General features: G+C 66.8%; 19 protein-coding genes and 1 pseudogene. 9 read left to right on the forward strand and 11 right to left on the reverse strand.

Annotated features, from left to right (window positions below; translation table 11 throughout):
• Positions 1-124: 124 nt before the first annotated feature.
• The 3 genes from ptsP to ACZ9J7_RS06360 are packed head-to-tail and all read left to right on the forward strand — an operon-like array spanning position 125 to position 3103.
• A complete protein-coding gene (ptsP, locus tag ACZ9J7_RS06350; RefSeq protein ID WP_476207969.1) occupies positions 125-1810 on the forward strand; it encodes a phosphoenolpyruvate--protein phosphotransferase in 1686 nt (561 codons plus the stop codon).
• 40 nt (positions 1811-1850) lie between these two features.
• Complete coding sequence (locus ACZ9J7_RS06355) at positions 1851-2273, forward strand: helix-turn-helix domain-containing protein (RefSeq protein ID WP_476207971.1); 423 nt, start codon at positions 1851-1853, stop codon at positions 2271-2273.
• Between the two features lie 41 nt (positions 2274-2314).
• Complete coding sequence (locus ACZ9J7_RS06360) at positions 2315-3103, forward strand: alpha/beta fold hydrolase (RefSeq protein WP_476207972.1); 789 nt, start codon at positions 2315-2317, stop codon at positions 3101-3103.
• Here ACZ9J7_RS06360 and ACZ9J7_RS06365 read toward each other — a convergent pair.
• On the reverse strand, positions 3066-4286 hold the full coding sequence (locus tag ACZ9J7_RS06365; RefSeq protein ID WP_476207973.1) for a PucR family transcriptional regulator: 1221 nt from the start codon (positions 4284-4286) through the stop codon (positions 3066-3068). The genes ACZ9J7_RS06360 and ACZ9J7_RS06365 overlap by 38 nt on opposite strands.
• A 234-nt stretch (positions 4287-4520) precedes the next feature.
• On the opposite strand from ACZ9J7_RS06365, the gene ald reads away from it, so the two are divergent.
• Entirely contained in the window at positions 4521-5639 is a 1119-nt protein-coding gene (ald, locus tag ACZ9J7_RS06370; RefSeq protein WP_476207975.1) for an alanine dehydrogenase, read from the forward strand.
• A gap of 76 nt (positions 5640-5715) precedes the next feature.
• Here the strand turns inward: ald and ACZ9J7_RS06375 are convergent, their stop codons facing one another.
• From ACZ9J7_RS06375 to ACZ9J7_RS06400, 6 genes are all read right to left on the reverse strand, one after another.
• Positions 5716-6777 carry a Gfo/Idh/MocA family protein gene (locus ACZ9J7_RS06375; protein ID WP_476207976.1) on the reverse strand — a complete coding sequence of 354 codons (1062 nt, stop codon included), beginning with the start codon at positions 6775-6777 and terminating at the stop codon, positions 5716-5718.
• A gap of 104 nt (positions 6778-6881) precedes the next feature.
• On the reverse strand, positions 6882-8597 hold the full coding sequence (locus ACZ9J7_RS06380) for an ABC transporter family substrate-binding protein (RefSeq protein WP_476207978.1): 1716 nt from the start codon (positions 8595-8597) through the stop codon (positions 6882-6884).
• Between the two features lie 49 nt (positions 8598-8646).
• On the reverse strand, positions 8647-10845 hold the full coding sequence (locus ACZ9J7_RS06385; RefSeq protein ID WP_476207980.1) for an ABC transporter ATP-binding protein: 2199 nt from the start codon (positions 10843-10845) through the stop codon (positions 8647-8649).
• Entirely contained in the window at positions 10842-11831 is a 990-nt protein-coding gene (locus ACZ9J7_RS06390) for an ABC transporter permease (RefSeq protein WP_476207981.1), read from the reverse strand. Before ACZ9J7_RS06390 ends, ACZ9J7_RS06385 begins: the two co-directional genes overlap by 4 nt.
• A gap of 2 nt (positions 11832-11833) precedes the next feature.
• Complete coding sequence (locus ACZ9J7_RS06395) at positions 11834-12817, reverse strand: ABC transporter permease (RefSeq protein WP_476207982.1); 984 nt, start codon at positions 12815-12817, stop codon at positions 11834-11836.
• Positions 12818-13075: 258 nt separating this feature from the next.
• A complete protein-coding gene (locus ACZ9J7_RS06400) occupies positions 13076-13699 on the reverse strand; it encodes a TetR/AcrR family transcriptional regulator (RefSeq protein WP_476207983.1) in 624 nt (207 codons plus the stop codon).
• 120 nt (positions 13700-13819) lie between these two features.
• Here ACZ9J7_RS06400 and ACZ9J7_RS06405 point away from each other — a divergent pair, with 120 nt between their 5' ends.
• From ACZ9J7_RS06405 to ACZ9J7_RS06425, 5 genes are all read left to right on the forward strand, one after another.
• A complete protein-coding gene (locus ACZ9J7_RS06405; protein WP_214945043.1) occupies positions 13820-14377 on the forward strand; it encodes an NAD(P)H-dependent oxidoreductase in 558 nt (185 codons plus the stop codon).
• 169 nt (positions 14378-14546) lie between these two features.
• Positions 14547-15179 carry a GerMN domain-containing protein gene (locus tag ACZ9J7_RS06410; RefSeq protein ID WP_476207986.1) on the forward strand — a complete coding sequence of 211 codons (633 nt, stop codon included), beginning with the start codon at positions 14547-14549 and terminating at the stop codon, positions 15177-15179.
• Between the two features lie 72 nt (positions 15180-15251).
• Positions 15252-16544, forward strand: coding sequence for an aminotransferase-like domain-containing protein (locus tag ACZ9J7_RS06415; protein WP_476207987.1), 1293 nt, complete (start codon positions 15252-15254; stop codon positions 16542-16544).
• A gap of 44 nt (positions 16545-16588) precedes the next feature.
• Positions 16589-17017, forward strand: coding sequence for a universal stress protein (locus tag ACZ9J7_RS06420; protein ID WP_141158936.1), 429 nt, complete (start codon positions 16589-16591; stop codon positions 17015-17017).
• A gap of 175 nt (positions 17018-17192) precedes the next feature.
• Positions 17193-17528, forward strand: coding sequence for a hypothetical protein (locus ACZ9J7_RS06425; RefSeq protein ID WP_387562471.1), 336 nt, complete (start codon positions 17193-17195; stop codon positions 17526-17528).
• Positions 17529-17559: 31 nt separating this feature from the next.
• Here the strand turns inward: ACZ9J7_RS06425 and ACZ9J7_RS06430 are convergent, their stop codons facing one another.
• From ACZ9J7_RS06430 to pdhA, 4 genes and pseudogenes are all read right to left on the reverse strand, one after another.
• On the reverse strand, positions 17560-18177 hold the full coding sequence (locus tag ACZ9J7_RS06430; RefSeq protein ID WP_476207989.1) for a phosphatase PAP2 family protein: 618 nt from the start codon (positions 18175-18177) through the stop codon (positions 17560-17562).
• 16 nt (positions 18178-18193) lie between these two features.
• Positions 18194-19652: pseudogene (locus tag ACZ9J7_RS06435) on the reverse strand (dihydrolipoamide acetyltransferase family protein).
• 7 nt (positions 19653-19659) lie between these two features.
• A complete protein-coding gene (locus tag ACZ9J7_RS06440) occupies positions 19660-20640 on the reverse strand; it encodes an alpha-ketoacid dehydrogenase subunit beta (RefSeq protein WP_476207991.1) in 981 nt (326 codons plus the stop codon).
• On the reverse strand, positions 20640-21872 hold the full coding sequence (pdhA, locus tag ACZ9J7_RS06445; RefSeq protein ID WP_476207992.1) for a pyruvate dehydrogenase (acetyl-transferring) E1 component subunit alpha: 1233 nt from the start codon (positions 21870-21872) through the stop codon (positions 20640-20642). Before pdhA ends, ACZ9J7_RS06440 begins: the two co-directional genes overlap by 1 nt.
• Positions 21873-21968 lie beyond the last annotated feature (96 nt).

The raw sequence follows: 21968 nt of genomic DNA on the forward strand, positions 1-21968 counted from the left end.
ACTGAATCACATACAATTTTTTCAGGCTCGTTTCCACCTCCTGACGTGGCAGTCCGGCGGTGTTCCGGCATGGCGCCGGAAATGTTTGGCGGGCCTGGCTACCGGCAGAGAATGAGGACCTTCAGTGCAGAACTTCCCAGGAGTAGGCGTCAGTCCAGGCCGCGTCATCGGCACCATCCGCCAGATGCCCAAACCGATCAGTGAGCCTCCTGCCGGTGAGCAGCTGGCGCCGGACACCACAGCGGAGGAAGCCACGGCTGCCCTGAAGGCGGCCTCGCAGGCCGTGCATGACGAGCTGAAGGACCGCGCCACGCACGCCACCGGAGACGGAAAGGCGGTCCTTGAAGCCACTGCACTGATGGCCAAGGACACCATGCTGATCAAGGGCGCGGCCAAGCTGGTGGCCCGGGGCACCTCCGCCGAGCGCGCCATCTGGGAATCGGGCTCCTCAGTATCCGAGATGCTGCACAACCTCGGCGGCTACATGGCCGAGCGCGCCACGGACGTCCTGGACGTCCGCGCCCGGATCGTTGCCGAGCTGCGGGGCGTCCCCGCGCCCGGCATCCCCGCCTCCAGCACCCCGTTCATCCTGGTGGCCGAAGACCTTGCGCCCGCGGATACCGCCACGCTGGACCCCAACAAGATCCTGGCACTCGTCACCGCAGGCGGCGGACCCCAGTCCCACACTGCCATCATCGCCCGCTCGCTCGGCCTGCCGGCCGTGGTCGCCGCCGTGGGTGTGGACGAACTTCCGGACGGCACCGAGGTGTACGTGGACGGCGCCGCCGGCAGCATCACCGCCGAACCTGACGAGACCCTCCGTGCCACGGCTGAAGCCTGGGCCGCCACCGCGTCACTGCTGGCCGAGTTCACCGGCACGGGTACGACGGCGGACGGCCACGAGGTGCCGCTGCTCGCCAACGTGGGCGGCGGCAAGGACGCCGAGGCGGCCGCCAAGCTGGGCGCCCAGGGCGTTGGCCTGTTCCGCACCGAGTTCTGCTTCCTGGAACGGGACACCGAACCTTCCGTTGAGGAGCAGGCCGCGGCCTACAAGAGCGTGTTTGATGCATTCCCCGGCAAGAAGGTGGTGCTCCGCACGCTCGACGCCGGCGCCGACAAGCCGCTTCCGTTCCTGACCGACTCCACGGAGCCCAACCCCGCCCTGGGCGTCCGCGGCTACCGCACCGACTTCACCACCCCGGGCGTCCTGGACCGGCAGCTGGAAGCCATTGCCCTGGCCCAGCAGCAGTCCGAAGCCGACGTCTGGGTCATGGCTCCCATGATCTCCACGGCCGAGGAAGCCTCCCGCTTCGCTTCCATGTGCGCGGACGCCGGGATCAAGACCCCCGGCGTCATGGTGGAGGTCCCGTCTGCGGCCCTCACTGCGGAGTCCATCCTTCGCGAAGTAGGCTTCGCCAGCCTGGGCACCAATGACCTCACCCAGTACGCCATGGCCGCCGACCGCCAACTGGGCCCGTTGGCCAACCTGAACACCCCGTGGCAGCCTGCCGTCCTGCGCCTCGTCGGGCTGACCGTCGAAGGATCCCGCGCCGAGGGCCACAACAAACCTGTGGGTGTCTGTGGTGAGGCTGCCGCCGATCCCGCCCTCGCCGTCGTCCTTACCGGCCTAGGCGTCAACACGCTCTCCATGACCGCGCGTTCGCTGGCCGCGGTGGCCGCGGTCTTGAAGACGGTCACCCTGTCTGAGGCCCAGGAGCTGGCCAAGCTGGCCCTCTCCGCCCCGAGTGCCACCGAGGCGCGGGCCTGGGTGCGCGAAAAGCTGCCGGTCCTGGAGGAACTGGGACTCTGACCGCCCGCGGCGCCGGCGGCACCCGGGATAGGCTACGTCCATGGCACTGATAGCCCCCCGGGTCTCGGCCGGCCTGCCCGACGGCGAGGCCCGCGCCCTGACGCGCGCCCTCGAGGACAGCAACGACATCACCGTGTTCGTCGACGGCACCGTCCACCGCCTCCCCGCCCAGGCGCGGGACGCCGTCGTCGATCTCCTCGCCAGGCTGGGACGCGGCGAAACGGTGACGGTGAGCAGCGTGGAGGAGATGCTCACAACCTCCCAGGCTGCCGAACTGGCCGGGATTTCGCATACCTACCTGCGGAACATGACCGATCGCGGGGAAATCCCGGTGGAGTACCGCGGATCGCACCGCCGGATCCGCACGGCCCACATCATGGCCTGGCTTGAGCAGCAGAAGCTTGCCGAACAGAAGCGCAAGCAGGGCAAGAACGCCGCCGTCGACGCCGGCACCGGCGAATAGTGCGGATCCCCCTGGCCTGGCCTTCGCGCCGGAAGGATGCTGTGCTTCGCTCAGCCGACGTGGAAGCGAACGGTTTCACGGGCCGGGTCCTTTGGGCAGACGGCACACCCGCCCCGGGACCGGAAGCCGCCGGCGCTTCCACGGCACCGGCCTACATCCTCATTCACGGCATCGGCGTTTCGCACCGCTACTTTCGTCGCCTGCACAGTGAGCTCGCCGCCGTTGCCCCTACGTACTCCCTGGACCTGCCGGGCTTCGCCGGAACGCCCAGGCCGGAGCGGCAGCTGTCCGTGGCCGACTACGGCGCCTTCATCGCCCAGGCACTCAAGGCAAGCGGCATTGCCTCCTACATCCTGGTGGGGCATTCCATGGGCGCGCAGTTCGCCATCGAGGCAGCGCTCTATGCTCCCGGCCAGGCGCAACGGCTGGTCCTCATGGGTCCGGTGGTGGACTCCCGGCACCGGAATGTCCGGCAGCAGGGCCTGGCACTTTTCCTGGATGCCCTCCTCCGGGAAAGTGCCGGGTCGAACTGGATCGTGTTCTCTGACTACTTCCGCTGCGGGCCCCGCTGGTACTTCACCATGCTTTCCGTCATGATGGCCTACCCTGCGGAGCGGAGGCTGGCCGGGATCAACGTTCCCGTCCTGGTGCTGCGCGGCGACGACGACCAGGTGGCCGGCGCCGACTGGTCGCTCCGACTCTCCCGGGTGGTGCCGGAGGGAAGCTTCGCGGAAGTCCCGCACGCCGGGCACGTGGTCCAGCACCTGCGCCCACGGAAGGTGGCGGAGGCCATCAAATCCTGGGCCGGCCCGCCCAGCGCCGCATCTTAAGGGCTGCGTGCAGCTCCAGCCGGGGCATCCCCTTCAGCGGGTCCACCCCCAGCAGCTGCCGGATCCGTCCCAGCCTGTTGTAGATGCTGCTGCGATGCAGGTGGAGCTTGGTGGCCACGTCCTGGACCGAGCCGTCGTTGTCATAGAGCAGCTCAAGGACCGGGATGAGCTCACCGTTGCGGTCATGGTCCTCGAGCATGCGGAAGTACACCGACCCGGAGTCCGCCCAGGCACCCACCCCTCCCCCGGCGGACGCCAGCAGCTGGTACACGCCGGTGGCCCTGCAGTCCACCAGCTCGCCCAGCTGCGGATCCACTGCGGCCGCCTGGGCCGCGAGCCGTGACTGCCGGTACGCCTCCGAGAGCTGCCGGGTCTTCGCGAACCCCTCGCTGATGCCAAGGATGATCCGGTGCACCGGGCGGCCGGAACGCTTGGCCAGCTCCAGCTGGTAATGCACCAGGACCTGGGCATGGTTGGCCCGGCCGGTCGATTCGCGGAACAGCACCGCCGAATGCGTCTCAGTCCCGGCGCTGAAGAGGGCAGCATCCACGCCCACCGTGGCCTGGAGCGCGGTGGACCGGTGGATCAGGGTGGATGCGATGGGGTCCGGGCCGCTGGCCCAGCCGTCCGCGTCCAGGACCGTGACCATCTGCCACGGTCCCCTCCCCTGGACTTCCTTCCAGCCGGCCACAGCAGCCACCGCATTGGGTTCCCCGGCGCACGCGGCCAGGAACTCCCGCTCGCGGCCCCGCCGGAATTCCGATTCAGCCGTGTTCGAGTCGAGCAGGAGCCCTGACAGCAGCTCAAGCTCGTGGTTGACGCCCGGCAACTGGGTGAGGATCGCCGTCGGGCTTTCCTCCGCCGAGTCCTGCTGCACCCAGAGATAGCCCACCCGGAAACCGCGCACCATCAGGGGGACGCACACCCGGCCCAGCATGCCCAGGTCCGGGTTGGCCGGCACCACAACAGGCCGCACGGCGGTGGCGATCCCGTGCGCGAGCTGCCATGCGCTCACGTCCGCCGGGACCTTCTTGCTCAGCAGGAAGTTAACCCGGACGCGGTCCGCATGGGACTGGTTGGAACTGTAGGCAAGCAGCAGCCCGTCCAGATCCTCCAAGGAAAGCCCCCGGCCCAGCTTCTGCGCCACCTGTTCGACGAGCTGTTCCACACCCTGCTGCTGCATGGGCCTACAGTACTGCCCCGGCAGCCCCATGGACGAACGGACACGAGGCGACACCTGACGCTCCAGGACTCGACACGTGTCGAGCCGGATGATGCAAAACCCGCGGAATCACGCGGTTGCGCGCGCAGCATCCGATGCAGTCCATGTCGCCTGGCTCACAGCTGGATTTATCGTTGAAACACGAAAATCCTTCCACCTGTACGGCCTACCGGCCCCCAAAAACTGGAGCAGACGATGATCATCGGCGTCCCCAAAGAAATCAAGAACAACGAATTCCGCGTGGCCATCACCGCGGCCGGCGTCCACGAGTTCCTCACCCACGGACACACCGTCCTGGTGGAGCGCGGCGCAGGCCTGGGCTCGGGCATCACGGACGAGGAATACTCAATCGCCGGCGCCGAGATCGTCAACGAGGCGGACGACGTCTGGGCCCGCGCCGACATGCTGATGAAGGTCAAGGAGCCCATCAAGTCCGAATACCACCGCTTCCGCAAGGGCCTGATCCTTTTCACCTACCTGCACCTGGCCGCCGAGCCCGAGCTCACCGCCGAGCTCATCAACTCCGGCGTCACCGCCATCGCCTACGAAACCGTGCAGGAGGGCCGCACGCTGCCGCTGCTGGCTCCGATGTCCGAAGTTGCCGGCCGCCTGTCCGTCCAGGTGGGTGCCACCTCCCTGATGGCCCCGGCCGGCGGCAAGGGCGTCCTGCTGGGCGGCGTGCCCGGCGTGCGCCCGGCGAAGGTGGTTGTCCTGGGCGCCGGTGTGGCCGGAACCAACGCTGCTGCCATGGCCCTGGGCCTGGGTGCCGACGTCACCATCCTGGACATCAACATCAACCGCCTGCGCGAACTGGACGCCCAGTACCAGGGCCGGTTGAAGACCGTGGCTTCCAACAAGTACGAGATCGAAAAATCAGTGGTCGACGCCGACCTGGTGATCGGTTCAGTCCTGATCCCCGGCGCCAAGGCCCCCAAGCTGGTCACCAACGACCTCGTGGCCCGCATGAAGCCCGGTTCGGTCCTGGTGGACATCGCCGTGGACCAGGGTGGCTGCTTCGAGGACACCCACCCCACCACCCATCAGGAACCCACGTACAAGGTGCACAACACCATCTTCTACTGCGTCGCCAACATGCCTGGCGCCGTGCCCAACACCTCCACGTACGCGCTGACCAACGTCACCCTGCGCTACGCGGTGTCCCTGGCCAACCTGGGCGTCAAGGCCGCGTTCGACCGCGACCCCGCCCTGGCCGCCGGCCTCAACATCGCCGCCGGCCACGTGGCGCACCACTCCGTCTCCGAGGCCCACAACCTGCCCCTCGTGGCTGACTGGCACGAGCTCGTCTCGGCCTAAGGCCCCTTCATCGATTGCTCCGTAATCGTCCTTTTGAACCCTCAGAACGGCGCTTACGGAGCAATCGATGAGTCATTTAAGCCAGCTCCCTTGCCCGCTCGATGATTTTGAGGACCTCCACCGCGTCCTCCGGGTTGACGGGGAGGGGCAGGGATGACTGTGCGCCGCCGTCGAGGATCCTGGCTGCCAGCAGGCGGTAGAACTCCGGGTAGTTCCCGCGTTCTGTGGGCAGGCGGTCCAGGTGTCCGTCGCGGCCCAGGAGCCCGGCCCACTCCGGTGCCTCCACGCCATAGTCCGCATCCAGCGGACTGCCGCCGGCCGCCAGGTAAGGCTCCTGCGGGTCCACCCCGTTCTTGGTGAAGCCGCCGATCGAACCCAGCATCCGGAAGCGCGGCCCCTGCTGGGCGCACAGCATGTCCATGGCCAGGTGGCTGGTCACACCGGACTGGTGCCGCAGGACCAGGAAGGCGTCATCATCCGCACGCTCGTCGGACCGGCGCGCCTGCAGTTCCGCGTGGAGGACGGTGGCTGGGCCGAACAACTGCAGCGCCTGGTCGACCAGGTGGGTGCCCAGGTCGAACAGGACGCCTCCGCCGTCGGCAACCGTGGCCCGCGCCTTCCAGGCCTTGGCAATGGACGGGGACCACCGCTCGAACGTCGACTCGAACCGGGTCACCTTGCCCAGGGACTGGGTCGCCAGCAACTTCCGGAGCGTGAGGAAATCCCCATCCCACCTGCGATTGTGGAACACCGTCAGCACGCGCCCTTCCGCCCGTGCCAGCGCAACAAGCTCCTGTCCCTGCGTGCTGGTGACCGCGAACGGCTTGTCCACCACCACGTCCAGCCCCGCTTCCAGGGCGGCCTTGGCCAGCGGGTAATGGGTCAGCGGCGGCGTCGCCAGGACCACAAGGTCAAGGTCAGCGGCCCGCTTAAGGACGGCGGCACCGTCGCGCACCACCGCCACCGCCGGAAGCCGGGACGAGGCAGCTGCCTGCCGCCCGGCGTCGGACGTTGCGATCACGTCCAGCGAGTAGCTTGCGTTGGCCGCCAGCAGCGGCGCGTGGAAGACGCTGCCGGCGAGCCCGTAGCCGACGACGGCGGTGCGGATGGTGCGGGGGTCGGCTTCAGTTCCGGTCATGGAAGCAACGCTACCCCCGGTCCCGCCTGCTTAAACGCCTGGTTAAAAGAAGCCGGCACCCCTGGCGGCCAGGGGTGCCGGCATCCTCATCAGGCTGCGGGTGGTTACTTCTTTTCCCAGCCGATGGTGGTCCAGTCCGGGACCTGCGAGGTGCTCTGGAAGAGCGACGGGCCGTAGTTGGCCAGGCCGGTGCGGACGAACGAGATCTGCGGGCCGTTGAAGACCACGCCCATGGAGTAGTACTTCGCCATGTGTTCCTTCTCCACGTCCATCGCTGCCTTGTTACGGGCTGCGTTGTCCTCGATGGAGGCGAGGTCGGCGATCTTCTTGTCCAGGTCGGCGTCGCCCAGCTTGTTCTCGTTGACCTTGGAGTCGTAGTACTGCTTGACGGCGTCGGTGGCATCCGGGCCCACGGTGTAGCCGGAGATGCTCAGGTCGAACTCGCGGCTGCCCAGCACCTTGCCGAAGTCGGCGGAGGCGCGCTGGTCGATGCCCACGTCCATGCCGCCGGCCTGGAGTTGCTTCTGCAGGGTCTGCGCCACGGCCAGGGTGGTGGGGTCGTCGCCAAAGTTGCTGATCTTGAAGGCGGCGGGCTTGCCGTCCTTCTCCATGATGCCGTTGGCGTTGGCCTTGTAGCCGGCGTCGGTGAGGACCTTCTTGGCCGCATCGGCTCCGGTTTCCTTAACCGGGTAGTTGTCCTGGTAGTACTCGGAGAACGGCAGCAGCATCATGGAACCGGAGCTGGGCTCTTCCCAGTTCAGTCCGTTGAAGCGGACCTTCCGGAGGGCTTCGCGGTCCACGGCGGCGAAGATGGCCTTGCGGACGTTGACGTCGGTGATGCGCTGGGCATTGAGGTTCAGGCCACCGGCGAAGAGGCGCTGGCCGCGGCGGATGTCCGAATCCTTCGTGCCGTCCAGCTGCTTGTACAGCGAGATGGTGTTGGCGGACATGGCGTCGATTTCGCCGTTCTTGAAGGCGGCGATCTGTGCGCTGGTTTCCAGCTGGCGGAACGTCACGTTGGCCAGGACCGGCTTCTGGCCCCACCACTTGTCGTTCGGAACCATGGTTACCGTCTTGGCGGCGGTGTCGTACTGGTCAAGCTTGAAGGGGCCTGCCATCCACTCCGGGTGCAGGTTGCCGTTGAAGCCCTCGTTGAAGATCTCGGGGGTGTTGACGGCCGGGTGGATGAGTCCGAAGAAGAGTGAATCCACGGGGAAGACCGGGCGGCTGGTCTTGACGATGACTTCCTTGTCGTTGCTGCCGGCCTCGACGGAGTCAACGAACTCGTAGGCGCCCGAGCTGACGATGTCGTAGCCGGCGTCCGGGCTCTTGAGGATGTTCCAGGTGTTCTTGAAGGCCTTGACGTCGATGGGCGTGCCGTCGTTGTACGTGGCCTTGGGGTTGACCTTGATGGTGATGGTCTGCTTGCCGTCCTTGACCTCGCTGTCCACTGATTCGCAGAAGTCAGGGTTGGGCGTGACCTTGCCCTTGAAGTCCACCTTCCAGCAGCCGCCGATGCCGCCGCTGTTCATCGCCACCGGGTTCATGGGGATCTGCAGGGCGGAGTTGTCCGCGCTGTTGCCGTTGTTGGAGAACCCGTTGAAGTCCGGGCCGATGTTGCCCAGCGGCAGGGTGACCTTGCCGCCCTGCTGGAGGTCGGACGCCGGCTTCTCGTTGATGCTGATCAGTTTGGACAGGTCGCTTCCGGATTCCTGGCCCTTGGCTGTTTCGGGGCCACTGGCACCGCCACCGCCGCAGGCCGTCAACGCCAGGGCGGCAGCAATCGCTGCCGCTCCGCCGATCCTGTTCAGTTTCCTCATGGTTTTCCCTTCATTGGTGCGAGTGGTGGTGCTTTGGGGTCGAAAAATCCTAGGGGGCATGGTTATCCGCAGGCTCGTGGACCACCAGCATGTCCTCATCCAGTTCCCCGTCCGGGAAGAAGCAGGCGAACTGCTGGTCCGTGGCAGTGGCCGCCGTTTCCAGTGGCGGTTCAAGGGTCAGGCACTTCTCCTGCTTGGCCGGCGGGAGTGCGGCAAAGACGGGACAGCGGGTGGCGAAGTTGCAGCCCTTCGGTGCCTGCAGCGGGGAGGGCAGGTCGCCCTGGAGGATGATGCGTTCGCGGGTGCGTTCCAGCCGGGGGTCGGGCACCGGGATCGCGGAGAGGAGGGCGCGGGTGTAGGGGTGCCGGGGATTGTCGAACACCCGGTCCACGGCGCCTACCTCCACGATCTTGCCGAGGTACATGACGGCCACCCGGTTGGAGATGTGGCGCACCACCGAAAGATCGTGGGCCACCAGCAGGTAGCTCAGGCCCAGTTCCGCGCGCAGCTGGTCCAGGAGGTTGATGACCCCGGCCTGGACCGAGACATCCAGGGCCGAGACGGGTTCGTCCAGGACCACCAGCTTGGGGTTCACCGCCAAGGCCCGGGCGATCCCGATCCGTTGCCGCTGGCCGCCGGAGAACTGGTTGGGGAAGCGGTTGACGTGGTCCGGCTGCAGGCCCACGAGCTTCATCAGCTCCATGATCCGCTTCCTGGTCGCTGTCCGGTCCATGCCCGCGTTCTGCAGGGGTTCGGCCAGGACTTCGTACACCGTGAACCGCGGGTCCAGGGCACCGGTGGGGTCCTGGAACACCATTTGGAGTTCGCGCCGCATCTTGCCCTTGGTCCTCGCATCGGCCGCCTGCTTGTTGCTCAGGCCGCCAATCACCACCTCGCCGTCCTGGCCCGGGTGGAACTCCATGATTTCCAGGAGCGTGGTGGTCTTTCCCGAGCCAGATTCGCCCACGATCGAGAAGCATTCGCCCTCGCGGATATCGAAGCTCAGGCCGTCCACCGCCTTGACGGTGCCGATCCTGCGTTTGATGAGGGCGCCCCTGGTCAGGGGGAAGTGCTTGCGGACGTCCGTGAGCTGCAGGACGGTGGACCGCTCCTCCCGGGGAACCGCGTCGAAGCGGGACACAGCCACCGGCGGGGCGGCGAACACGTCGTGCACATCCACGGAACCGCCCAGGGACCCTGATTTGATGCAGGCGGCGCGGTGCCGGGCGTCGTCGTCAACGGGTGCCAGCGCAGGTTCCCCGTCCAGGCAGGCCTCCGAGGACAGGGGGCAGCGGGGCGCGAACGAGCAGCCGGTGGGGGCATGCAGCAGGTTCGGCGGCATGCCTTCGATGGGAACGAGGGAGGATTTCTCGGCCACATCCACGCGGGGCACTGCGCCCAGCAGGCCCATGGTGTAGGGCATCCGCGGGTTGTAGTAGATCTCGTCCACGGCGCCGGTTTCCACTGGTCTTCCCGCGTACATGACCATGATGTCGTCCGCCATCCCGGCCACCACGCCAAGATCGTGGGTGATCATGACCACCGCCGCGCCCGTCTCCTCCTGGGCCGTATGGAGCACCTCGAGGACCTGGGCCTGGATGGTGACGTCCAGGGCCGTGGTGGGTTCATCGGCAATCAGGACGCGGGGGTTGTTGGCTATGGCGATGGCAATCATGACGCGCTGGCGCATGCCGCCGGAGAATTCGTGCGGGAAGGCCTTGAGCCTGTCCTTGGGGCTGGGAATCCCCACCATTGCCAGAAGTTCGACGGCGCGGGCTTCCTTGGCCGTCCTGCTCATGGTGGGGTGGTGGATGGTGAGCGCTTCGATGATCTGCGTGCCCACGGTGAACACCGGGGTGAGGGATGACAGCGGATCCTGGAAGACCATGGCAAGGTCGTTGCCGCGGTACTTGCACATCTCCTTGTCGCTGAGGCCCAGCAGTTCCCGGCCCTTGAGCCGGACGGAGCCGGAGACCTGGGCCGTGGGCGGGAGGAGCCCCATGACGGCCAGCGAGGTTACGGACTTGCCGGACCCCGATTCGCCCACAATCCCCAGCGTCTTGCCCGGCATCAGGTCGAAGTCGACGCCCCTGACGGCGTGCACAATGCCGTTCTCCGTATTGAAGCGGACGTTCAGGTCACGGACCGACAGGACGGCGTCGCCCGGGGCGTGCAGGCCTGCCACATGCAGGCGCTCCACGGTTGAACGTGATGGGTCCGTGGCTCCGGTGGTGGTTTCGCTGCTCATGCCGCCTTCTTTTCCGCGGTGGTTTTCCGGACCTTGGCTTTTTTGGCCCTGCCGCTGGACGTGGAGCTGGGGTCAAAGGCGTCGCGCAGGCCGTCGTTCATCATGGCCAGCGAACCGGTCAGCAGGAACATCACGGTGAGCGGCACCCAGAACATCCACGGGAAGGTCTGCACCTGGGAGGTGGCCTGGCCGATCAGCACGCCCAGGCTCACGTCCGGAACCTTGATGCCAATGCCGATGAAGGAGAAGGCGACCTCGGCCAGGATGGCTGCGGTGACGCCGCGGGTGATGTCCAGGATCAGCAGCGAGCCGATGTTCGGTACCAGGTGCCGCCAGACGATCCGGCGCGGCGGAACGCCCATGTACTGGGCCGCCTTGACGAAGTCACGCTGCATCAGCGACATGGACATGGACCGGATCAGGCGGGCAGTGCCCATCCAGCTGAACACCAGCAGGACGATGATGAGGAGGAGCCAGGAGGGAAGGTCGCGCTTCAGCCCGGCCCCGCCGCCGCTGGTGGCGACGGCGACCACCAGGAGCGCCGGCATCATGATCAGCGCTTCGAGGATGAAGAGCATGACCTTGTCCACCTTGCCGCCGAAGTAGGCCATGGTGCAGCCGTAGACGGCGGCGATCAGGACCGACACCAGGCCCACCACCAGGCCGATCAGGATGGAGATCCTGGTGCCCTCCACGGTCATGGCGTAGAGGTCGATTCCTGCCTGCGAGGTTCCGAGGTAGTGGTCGGCCGAGGGGGGCATGCCGATGTTGAAGGGATCGATCGTTTCCTTGTCCCATTGGGTGAAGAACCCGCCGATGAACGAGAAAACGGTCAGGGCCAGGAAAATGGCCAGGCCCGCGACGGCCGTCCTGTTCCGCAGGAAGCGTCGGAAGATGATGGTGGTTTTGCCGATGACGACGTCGGCGCTTTCCAGGTGCGCATCCTGCGCCACTGCTGCCGGGTCGACTGCGTTCAGGTTGGTCATGGCTACTGCACCCGCACTCTCGGGTCGACAAGCGTGGTGGCGAAGTCCGCGAGGATGGCGCCCAGGGCGAAGATCACGGAGCCGTAGGCCAGCGTGGCCGTGGCCGCGTTGACGTCCTGCAGCGAGATGGCGTCGATGCTCCAGGACCCTACGCCGGGCCACGCGAAGATCTTTTCGGCGAAGAAGCCGCCGGCGAAGATGGCCGGGATGGTGAAGGCGATGCTCTGGGCCACCGGGATGAAGGACACGCGGAGCGCGTGCCGGGCAATGGCCTGGTTCCGGGTCAGCCCCTTGGCCCGTGCGGTGCGGACAAAATCCGCGTTGACGTTGTCCAGCAGGTATTGCCGCTGGGCTATCTGGTAGGCGCCCCAGCCCACCAGGGTGATGGCCACCGTGGGCACAACGTAGTGGGCCAGCATGTCAACGAACTGGGCCCAGCCGGGGGCGAGGCCGGGGGTGGAGATGCCGGTGACGAAGAAGATCCGGTCGCCCACGGACCCGTTGATGTTGATGGCGCCCAGCTGGACCAGGAAGTAGGCGATGGGCGCCGGCACGATGTAGGCAAGGTAGCTGTAGGAGGTGATGACCCGGTCCTGGAACTTGTACTGGCGTGCCGCCGAGTAGACGCCGAGCGCGACGCCGATCACCAGGGTCAGGATGATGGACGCCAGGAACAGCCGGGTGGAGATCCAGACGCGGTCCCCGAACTCAGCGTTGATGTAGGCGCCGTTGGGGCTGCGGCCCCAGTCCCAGCGGGTGACGATGCCGGTGAGCCAGTCAATGTAGCGTTCCCAGGGGCTGAGCGCCGGGTCCAAACCTTTGAGCCGCATCGAGTTGGCCACCTGCTCGGGGGTGGGCCGCGGAATGCGTTCCTGTTCGAGCAGTGCCGGTTTGAGCGAGCTGACGGCCAGGAAGTAGCCGGCGGACGTGGTGAGGAAGATCATGACCACATAGGTGATGCCGCGCTTGGCGAGGTACTTGAGCATGGGCGCTGCTGGATCCTTCCGTCCTCCCCGGACAAGTACGGATTGTGCCGCCTCACCGGGTCCCCTGTACCAGCGGGTAGCTGGCTTCCCGCAGCCCCTGGGGGCAGGTCCTGGTGGACTATGTCGCGGGTCACATTCCAGAGGAAACTATCACAAGCCCCAAGCCGAAAAGCCCGGGAATCCCCTGAAACCAGGCGCGCCGTATCAGATCGTTATGAATAGTTCTGTGAAGCCCGCGTGACTGGACACAGGGCCAGCTCAGCGCGTACCATTCGCGCCTGTGACAACCCGTGTCACAAGGTCTCGCCATGATGCAGCCAGCCGTTCGGATGTGACTCCATGTTCACTGATCAGGTGCAGAAGCCGTTCGGGATCCAGCGTCGCGTTGAGGGATCCGGCCATCAGCCAGGGCTCCGGGGATTCTGCGCCGGCTTCACGCAGCAGCATCTCCACGTGGCGGTCCCAGAGCGCGGCAGCGGGGACTTCAAACCGTCCCCTCGAAGCATTTCCGGCCGCGAGCACCAACTCCCCGAATTCCACCACGTACGCGATCCGCTCCGCTCCGAAGGCGATGAGCCGGTCCAGCGCCGGGGCGCCCGGACCCAGGGGTGGCGGGCCGAACAGGAAGCGGGCCTGGAACGCGGCCTCCGAGTCGTTCAGCAGGGTAAGCATCAGCCCGGCCCGGCTTCCGAAGCGGCGGAAGACGGTCCCCTTGCCCACGCCGGCCTGCCCGGCCAGCCGGTCCATGGTGAGCGCGGCCGCGCCGCCCTGTTCGATCAACTCCCGGGCAGCCAGCAGGAGGCGTTCACGGTTCCGTGCAGCGTCACTGCGTTCCGCGGCCGTCACGGGGGCCATGCCCGGCCGCACTGGGATGGACCTCACACAGACAGTGTAGCCATGCGGAATATAAACGGACTGCGGTCCGTTTAGTCTGGTGAAGGCTCTGCGAGCCGGAAGTTTGTCCGAATGCGGCCCCCGCCGCTCCCCTAACCAGGAGTTCCCATGACCAAGAGCACAGTCCTTACCCTTGTCGGCAGCCTCCGCGCCGAGTCCACCAACCAGAAGCTGGCGGAGGCCATCCAGCTCAATGCGCCGGAGCAGGTGGACGTGGTGATCCACGAGAGCCTGGGCAACATCCCCTTCTACAACGAGGACCTCGACGTCGAGGGCCAGGTCCCCGCCGCCGCGGCAGCACTGCGGGCCGCAGCCGAACAGGCGGACACCGTCCTCCTGGTTACCCCCGAGCACAACGGCACCGTGCCCGCCGCCCTGAAGAACGCCATCGACTGGCTGTCCCGCCCCTTCGGCGCGGGCGCCCTGGCCGGCAAGCCCACCGCCGTCGTCGGTACTGCGTTTGGCCAGTACGGAGGCGTCTGGGCCCAGGATGAAGCACGCAAGGCCGCAGGTATCGCCGGCGCGCAGATCCTGGAAGACGTCAAGCTGGCCGTCCCCGGTTCCATGGTGCGCTTCGCTGAAGTCCACCCCAAGGACGACGCCGAGGTCGTGGAGCAGATCAAGGGCGTTTTTGATGCCCTTGCGGCAGCAGCACCGGCGGCCTAACCCCCTGCAACACAGCGCCCGGCACGTTATTTCGCGTGCCGGGCGCTCCCATGTCCACGCACTGCCGTGACCAAGTCTTGTCCCAACCGGTACCGCGGGGACATCTCCGCCCGCCGGGACCGCCGTAGCGTTAATCCACTGGACCTACCAGATCGGATTGCGGTGCCGCATGGCAAAAAGATGGAGCTGGGACAGCCGCAGGTGCGGCATCCTTGCCGCGGGCTGCCTGGCCCTGCTGCTCTCCGGCTGCAGCCTCCCGGTTCCCCAGTCCGGGGGGTCGCCACCAGCCACGGCCCCCGGCGGCGACGGCGCCAGCGCCGCTCCGCTGGCCCTCCTTCCCGCGACACTGCCGGGCGATCCCCCCGGCACGTCCGCTCCAGCCCCCACCAGCACAGGCGGGTCCGCGGCTTCGCCCGTGACGGCCTACTTCGTGCTGGTGGACGACGGCGGAAGGAACGGCATCCGCTTCGGCTGCAATGACAGCCTGGTTGGCTTCACCCGGCCGGGGGCCGCCGGCAACGCCCGGCTCGGGGCAGCGATCGGCGCCCTGCTGGGCAATGGGCAGCTGCCCGGAAATGCGTACAACGCGCTGTCCACATCCCGGCTGACGTTCCTTTCGGGCAGCTTCGACGGCACAACTGCCACCGTCTACCTGTCCGGAGCCCTGAACCGGGGCGGCTCCTGCGACCCCTCGCGGATCGAGGCCCAGCTGACCCAGACGGCCCTTGAAGCGGTGGGCGCCGTCAGGGCGGACGTCTACATCAATGGCGAGATCCTGGCCGAGTACCTGGCCCGAAAGTAGTTCCCCGAATCGTCAAGGCCCGGGATAAACAGGTGTTGCCTTGGAAGCAACAACGGGCTGTATCCTGACTCTGTGACCCACGAAACACTTGACGCCTCCGCCGGAACCCTGCCCGCTGAAGCCATCGATGCGATCGAGCGCGCAGCCACCTCGGCCCACCGCCACGAGGAACTGTTCTCGGAGCGGGCGGCAAACATCCGCCAGTCCGCGGTCAGGGACGTTTTCGACATCTCGCTGCGGCCCGGGTTGGTCTCCCTCGCAGGAGGGAGTCCGTATCTCCAGTCGCTCCCCCTGGACCGCCTGTCGGCGACGGCGGCGGACATCATTGCCACGGACGGACTTACTGCCCTGCAGTACGGCGCTGGGCAGGGCACCCTGGAACTCCGCGAGCAGATCTGCGAGGTCATGGCCGCCGAAGGCATCCTGGACGCCCGGCCCCAGAACGTCGTGGTCACCGCGGGCTCACAGTCGGCCCAGGATGTGGCCACCAAGCTCTTCTGCAATCCGGGAGACGTGGTCCTGGTGGAGGACCCCACCTACGTCGGCGCACTCAACACTTTCGAGGCATACCAAGTCCAGGTGGAAACGGTGGAGATGGACCAGTTCGGCCTGGTCCCGGAACTCCTGGAGGCGCGGATCGCGGCGCTCCAGCTCGCCGGCAGGAGCATCAAGTTCCTCTACACCATCCCGAACTTCAACAACCCCTCGGGTATCACGTTAGCCCGGGAACGGCGGCAACAGGTGGTCGATATATGCCGCAGAGCGAATATCCTGGTCCTGGAGGACAACCCGTACGGACTCCTCCGCTTCGAAGGTGAGCCGCTGGCCCCACTGCGCGCCGCCAACCCGGACGACGTCATCTACCTCGGTTCCTTCTCCAAGATCTTCGCCCCCGGCCTCCGGATTGGCTGGGCCCTGGTTCCGGAGCACCTGCAGCGCCGCTACTACCTCGCCGCGGAATCGGTCACGCTCTGCCCGCCCGCCCTGAACCAGATGCTGGTCTCCGCCTACCTGCGCGACTACGACTGGAAGGGCCAGATCGAAACCTACCGCGGACTGTACGCCGAGCGGTGCCGGGCGATGCTCGCCGCCCTCAAGGAATACATGCCCGCCGGAACCACCTGGACCAATCCGCAGGGGGGCTTCTTTGTCTGGGTGACTTTGCCGGAGGGCGTTGACACCTACCCGCTGCTGCACAAGGCGATCGACGCCGGCGTCGTGTTTATCCCCGGCGCCGCGTTCACGCCGTCGGACGAGCCGTCCAACAAGCTGAGGCTCGCCTTCAGCGCCGTCCCCCCGGATGCCATCACCGAGGGAGTGCGCCGGTTGGCGCCGGTGCTGCAGGAAGCCATGGCGGCGCTGTAGCGTAAGCCACACGAACGCCGAAAACCGAGCAAAGGAGCATGCATATGGGTGGAATCATCGTTGTAGGGGTTGACGGCAGCGAAACCGCAAAGCGGGCGGCTGAATCGGCCAAGAACCTGGCGGCAGGACTGGACGCTTCGCTGCACGTCGTGTCGGCCTTCGACAGCGACCGGACCGAGGTGTTCGGCAGCGGCAGCGACCGCTGGATCGTCTCCGACGCCGACGCGGCGGAACAGGTGGCCCGGACCGTGGCGGAATCGCTGGGCCGCGACGTCGCGGTGACGTATTCGGCGGCCCGCGGGCGGCCGGCTGATGCCCTGATCAAGGAAGCCGTCCGCATGGATGCCCGCATCATCGTGGTGGGAAACCGCCGCATGCACGGCATCGGCCGGGTCCTTGGCAGCGTGGCAAACAGCGTGGCCCACAACGCACCCTGCGATGTGTATATCGCCAACACCTACGACGCAGACTAGGGCAGGGACCCCCTCGGGGTAACGCAGGACACCACCCGTGGTGGCGGATATCGCTGCGGGTGGTGTCCGTTCTCACCGCCATATCACCTTTTAAGCTGCTGGCGCAACGATAAAATTGGATGGGCCCCCAACGGCGTGGACACTGACGAATCCACCCACCAGCGAAGGGCTCCCCTTGATCACCATGCAGCGCCGCCAGCTTGTTGGCCACGATATCCTCCTGGCCCGCCACGGCAACCACATCAGCTCCATGCGGGTGGACCGCAGCAATGACCGCGTGGTTGCGCTGCTGGACGACGGCAGCCTGGACAGTGCACCCAACCTCATCACCCCGGGACTCCAGCTCCCCGCCACCGTACGCAGCGTCCTGCGCGAGGACTGGAAGCTCCTGAGCGCCTGGGCCGGCATGGCCGCGCTCATGGGCGGCCTGATGACCGCCGCCGCTGTGGTGCTGGGAACCACCGCGGATCCGGCCATACTCGAAGCCTTCACCGCATACGCCGCCTACTAGGCAGGTAATTCCAATGGCCGGGCCGAGGGGCTTAGCCCACCAGCCAGCCCCGCAGCAGCCACCAGATCCCGGCCATCACCAGGCCGCCGAAGAGCGATCCGGCCACCACCTGGGCCAGGGAGTGGGCCCGCAGCACCACCCGTGACCAGCTGACCGCCGGGACCAGGAGCAGCAGCGGTGTCCACGCGGCGCCGAGCATCAGCACCGATACGACGGCCGCGCAGGACACGGCAGCGGCGTGGCCGCTCATCTTCCAGAACGGGCTGACCACGGCCAGTACCGCCACACCGCCCACCACCGCCAGCACCATCGCTATAACGCTTTCCGGCGCATCCACGGCGCCCAGTACCAGCAGCCCCACAGCAATGCAGCCAAGCGCCATCAACAGCACGGGTGCACGCTGCTTCCGGTCGCTGACGTGGTGGTCGGTGACCTTGCCAAGCCTGACCAGGACCAGCAGCACCACCAGCGGAACCACGCACACGAAGAGGGCCGCCAGCGCGCCGTAGCCGATGGTTCCCGGGAAGCCCGGCTGGGCCAGTGGGCTGATCAGCAGCTGCAGGGAAACCACCACCGGCGGCTGGAAGACCTCCGTCAGCCACCTGGCTGTGCGGTTCCTGACCCGGATCGCCCCGTTGTCTACTGCCACGTCCTGCGCCGGCGCCCTAGTCCAGGAGGAGCGCGGGCTCCTCCAGGATGGCTGCGACGTCGGCCATGAAGCGGGCGGACAGGTCACCGTCCACCACGCGGTGGTCGAAGGATCCGCCCAGGGTGGTGATCCACCGGGGAATCACCTCTCCGTCCAGGACCCACGGCTTCTGCTTGATGGTTCCGAAGGCAACGATGGCCACCTCGCCGGGATTGATGATGGGCGTCCCGGTGTCGATGCCCAGGGCACCGATGTTGGTGATGGTCAGCGTCCCGCCCTGCATCTGCGCCGGCTGCGTCTTCCCGGCCCTGGCCGTGGTGGCAAGGTCGTTCAGCGCCAGGGCCAGCTCCTTCAAGGACAGGTCCTGGGCATTCTTGATGTTGGGCACCATGAGGCCGCGCGGAGTGGCCGCGGCAATGCCCAGGTTCATGAAGTGCTTGACCTGGATCTCGGCACTGCCGTCTTCGTTGTCCACCCAGGCTGCGTTTACGCTGGGGTTCCTTGCGGCGGCCCAGATGACGGCCTTGGCCAGGATGAGCAGCGGCGAGACCTTGATGCCCTCGAAGTCCCGGGAAGCCTTGAGCCGCTTGACGAATTCCATGGTGCGGCTGGCGTCGACGTCCACGAAGATGCTGACGTGCGGTGCCGCGAAGGCGGACTCCACCATCGCCTTCGCTGTGGCCTTGCGGACGCCCTTGACAGGGATGCTCTCCACGCGCTGGTCCTGCGGCTTTCCGGCCGCGCCCCAGAAGCCTTCCGCCTTATCCAGTTCGGCGTCGCGCTGGGCCTGGTAGCTGACCAGGTCCTCGCGGGTCACCTCGCCGCGCGAACCGGTGGCGACGACGTCGGCGAGGTCGATGCCAAGGTCGCGGGCAATTTTGCGGACCGGGGGCTTGGCCAGCACCCGGTTGACCAGGCCCGTGATGGTGCCGCCGAGGGTGGGCCGGGTGTCGACGGCGGCAGGTGCGCCGGCGGAAAACTTCGGCCGCCGTGCGGGGCTGGACCGGTTCGACCTCGGGGGCATTGACCGTCAGGGCGGCGGACGGTGCGGTCTTCCGGGGCCTGCGCTTGACGGCGTCGGCCTTCGGTCCGGAACCCACCAGGGGTGCGGTGGAGGTTTCGCCCGCCTCCCCCGCGTCCTCGGGCAGCTTGCCGTAGAGCGGCTGGGTGGGGGCGCCGGAAGCAACGGTGGCCTGGGGTGCGCGGACGTCGGCGGGCGTGGGGTCGCCGGAGATTTCGTCGCTGACGCTGATGATGGCGGTGCCGACGTCGACAGTCACCCCTTCCTCCACCAGCAGTTCGGTGACGGTCCCGGCGAACGGGGACGGCAGTTCCACGATCGACTTCGCGGTCTCGATCTCGCAGATGACGTCGTTGATGGCCACGGTGTCGCCGGCCTTGACCTTCCAGGAAACGATTTCCGCCTCCGTGAGGCCCTCGCCGACGTCGGGCAGGTTGAACTTATTAAGGGTCATGGTGTCCTCAGTAGGAGAGGGCGCGGTCCAGCGCCTCCAGGATGCGGTCGATGTCCGGAAGGTAGTCTTCCTCCACCTTGGCAACGGGGTAGGGCATGTGGAAGCCACCGACGCGGATCACCGGCGCCTCAAGGGAGTGGAATGCCCGCTCGCTGATCCGGGCGGCGATCTCGCCCCCGATTCCGCCGAATGTTGGGGCCTCGTGAGTCACGATCAGCCGGCCGGTCTTCTGGACGGAGGCGGTGACGGTGTCAAAGTCGATGGGGGAAATGGACCGGAGGTCGATGACCTCGAGGCTCCGGCCGTCCTCCTCGGCGGCATTGGCGGCCGCCAGGGCTACGGGCACCAGGGGTCCGTAGGCCACAACGGTGGCGTCGGTACCCTCGCGGAGGACGTGGGCCTTGAACGGATCCTCCGACGGCCCGGGCGCCTCGACGTCGACTTCGCCCTTGAGCCAGTAGCGGCGCTTGGGTTCGAAAACAATGACGGGGTCCTGGCACTCCACGGCCTGCTGGATCATCCAGTAGGCGTCATGCGGGTTGGACGGGGTGATGATGCGCAGGCCGGCCGTATGGGCGAACAGGGCCTCCGGGGACTCGGAGTGGTGCTCGATGGAGCCGATGCCGCCACCGTAGGGAATGCGGATGACCACGGGCACGCTGAGGTTGCCGTTGCTGCGTGAGTGGATTTTGGCCAGCTGGGTGGTGATCTGGTTGAAGCCGGGGAAGACAAACCCGTCGAACTGGATCTCACAGACGGGGCTGTAGCCCCGCAGGGCCAGGCCGATGGCGGTGCCGATGATTCCGGACTCGGCCAGTGGGGTGTCCACCACGCGGTCCGGGCCGAATTCCCCGATCAGTCCGTCGGTTACGCGGTAGACGCCGCCCAGGGGCCCGATGTCCTCACCCATCAGCAAGGATTTGGGGTTGGCGGCCAGGGTGGCGCGGAGGCCCTCGTTGATGGCCTTCGCGATGGTCATGGTGGTCATCAGTGGCCTGCCTTTGCTGCATGTCCGGCGGATTCTTCCCCGCCGGCGAACCCTGCGCTGTATTCCTCGAACCACGCCAGTTCCTCGGCCACCAGCGGGTGGGCCTCGCGGTAGACGTTGGCGAAGGCCTGCCGGATGTCCGGGTTTTCAAGATCGTGGGCGGTGCGCCTGACGTAGGCGGCCAGGTCGTCGCCGTCGGCCTTCACCTTGGCGAAGTAGGCGTCATCTGCCAAGCCTTCGGCCCGCAGGTACTTCTCCAGCCGGGCCAGCGGGTCCTTGGCCCGCCAGGCGTCTTCCTCCTCGGACTGCCGGTACTTGGTGGGATCGTCCGCGGTGGTGTGCGCCCCCACCCGGTACGTGAAGGCCTCAATGAGGACGGGCCCCTTGCCCTGTCGGGCGTGATCCAGCGCCCACTCGGTAACCGCGTGCACCGCGATCACGTCATTGCCGTCCACCCGGATGCCGGGGAAGCCGTATCCCTTGGCGCGGTTGGAGAGTGGAACACGGGTCTGGACGTTGGTGGGCACGGAGATGGCCCAGTGGTTGTTCTGGCAGAAGAACACCACGGGGGCCTTGTAGGAGGAGGCGAACACCATGGATTCGTGGACGTCGCCTTCCGAGCTGGCGCCGTCGCCGAAGTACGCAATGACGGCGGCGTCCGGCTCCTTGCCTGCCGTGTTCGATGCGGAGGCGAGCTTCTGGTCCCGCTGGATCCCCATGGCGTAGCCCACTGCGTGGAGGGTCTGCGCCGCCAGGACCAGGGTGTACAGGTGGAAATTGGTGTCCTTGGGGTTCCAGCCCCCGTTGGAGACACCGCGAAACTGGCGCAGGAGTTCAGCAAGGTCCACGTTCCGGGTAAGCGCCACTCCATGTTCCCGATAGGTGGGGAAGATGTAGTCCTGCGGCTGGCTGGCCCGGCCTGAGCCGATCTGCGCCGCTTCCTGGCCTGTCAGCGGCACCCAGAGGGCCAGCTGGCCCTGGCGCTGGAGGGCGGTCGCTTCGACGTCGAAACGCCGGATCGCTGCCATGTCGGCGTACAGGCCGCGCAGGTCCCCGGCGGTGAGCTTGTCCGCGTAGTCGCTGAAGACAGGATCGGTGCCCAGCTTCCCGTCAGGACCGAGAAGCTGCACCATCTGTGCCGCGGGCTCACCCATGACGGCTTCAGCAGCGGCTTCCCGCTGGTCGTCTACCGCTGTTCCGTCGAACTCGGTGGAAGGCAGATGAGTGCCCATACCGTCTCCTTGCTTGCCGCATCCGGATGCAATGCAATGTCGCTGGGATATATGCCGCACACGGAATACATTCCCGGCACGGCATATATATTGGCT

This window comes from Pseudarthrobacter sp. TE9888, assembly GCF_056279345.1.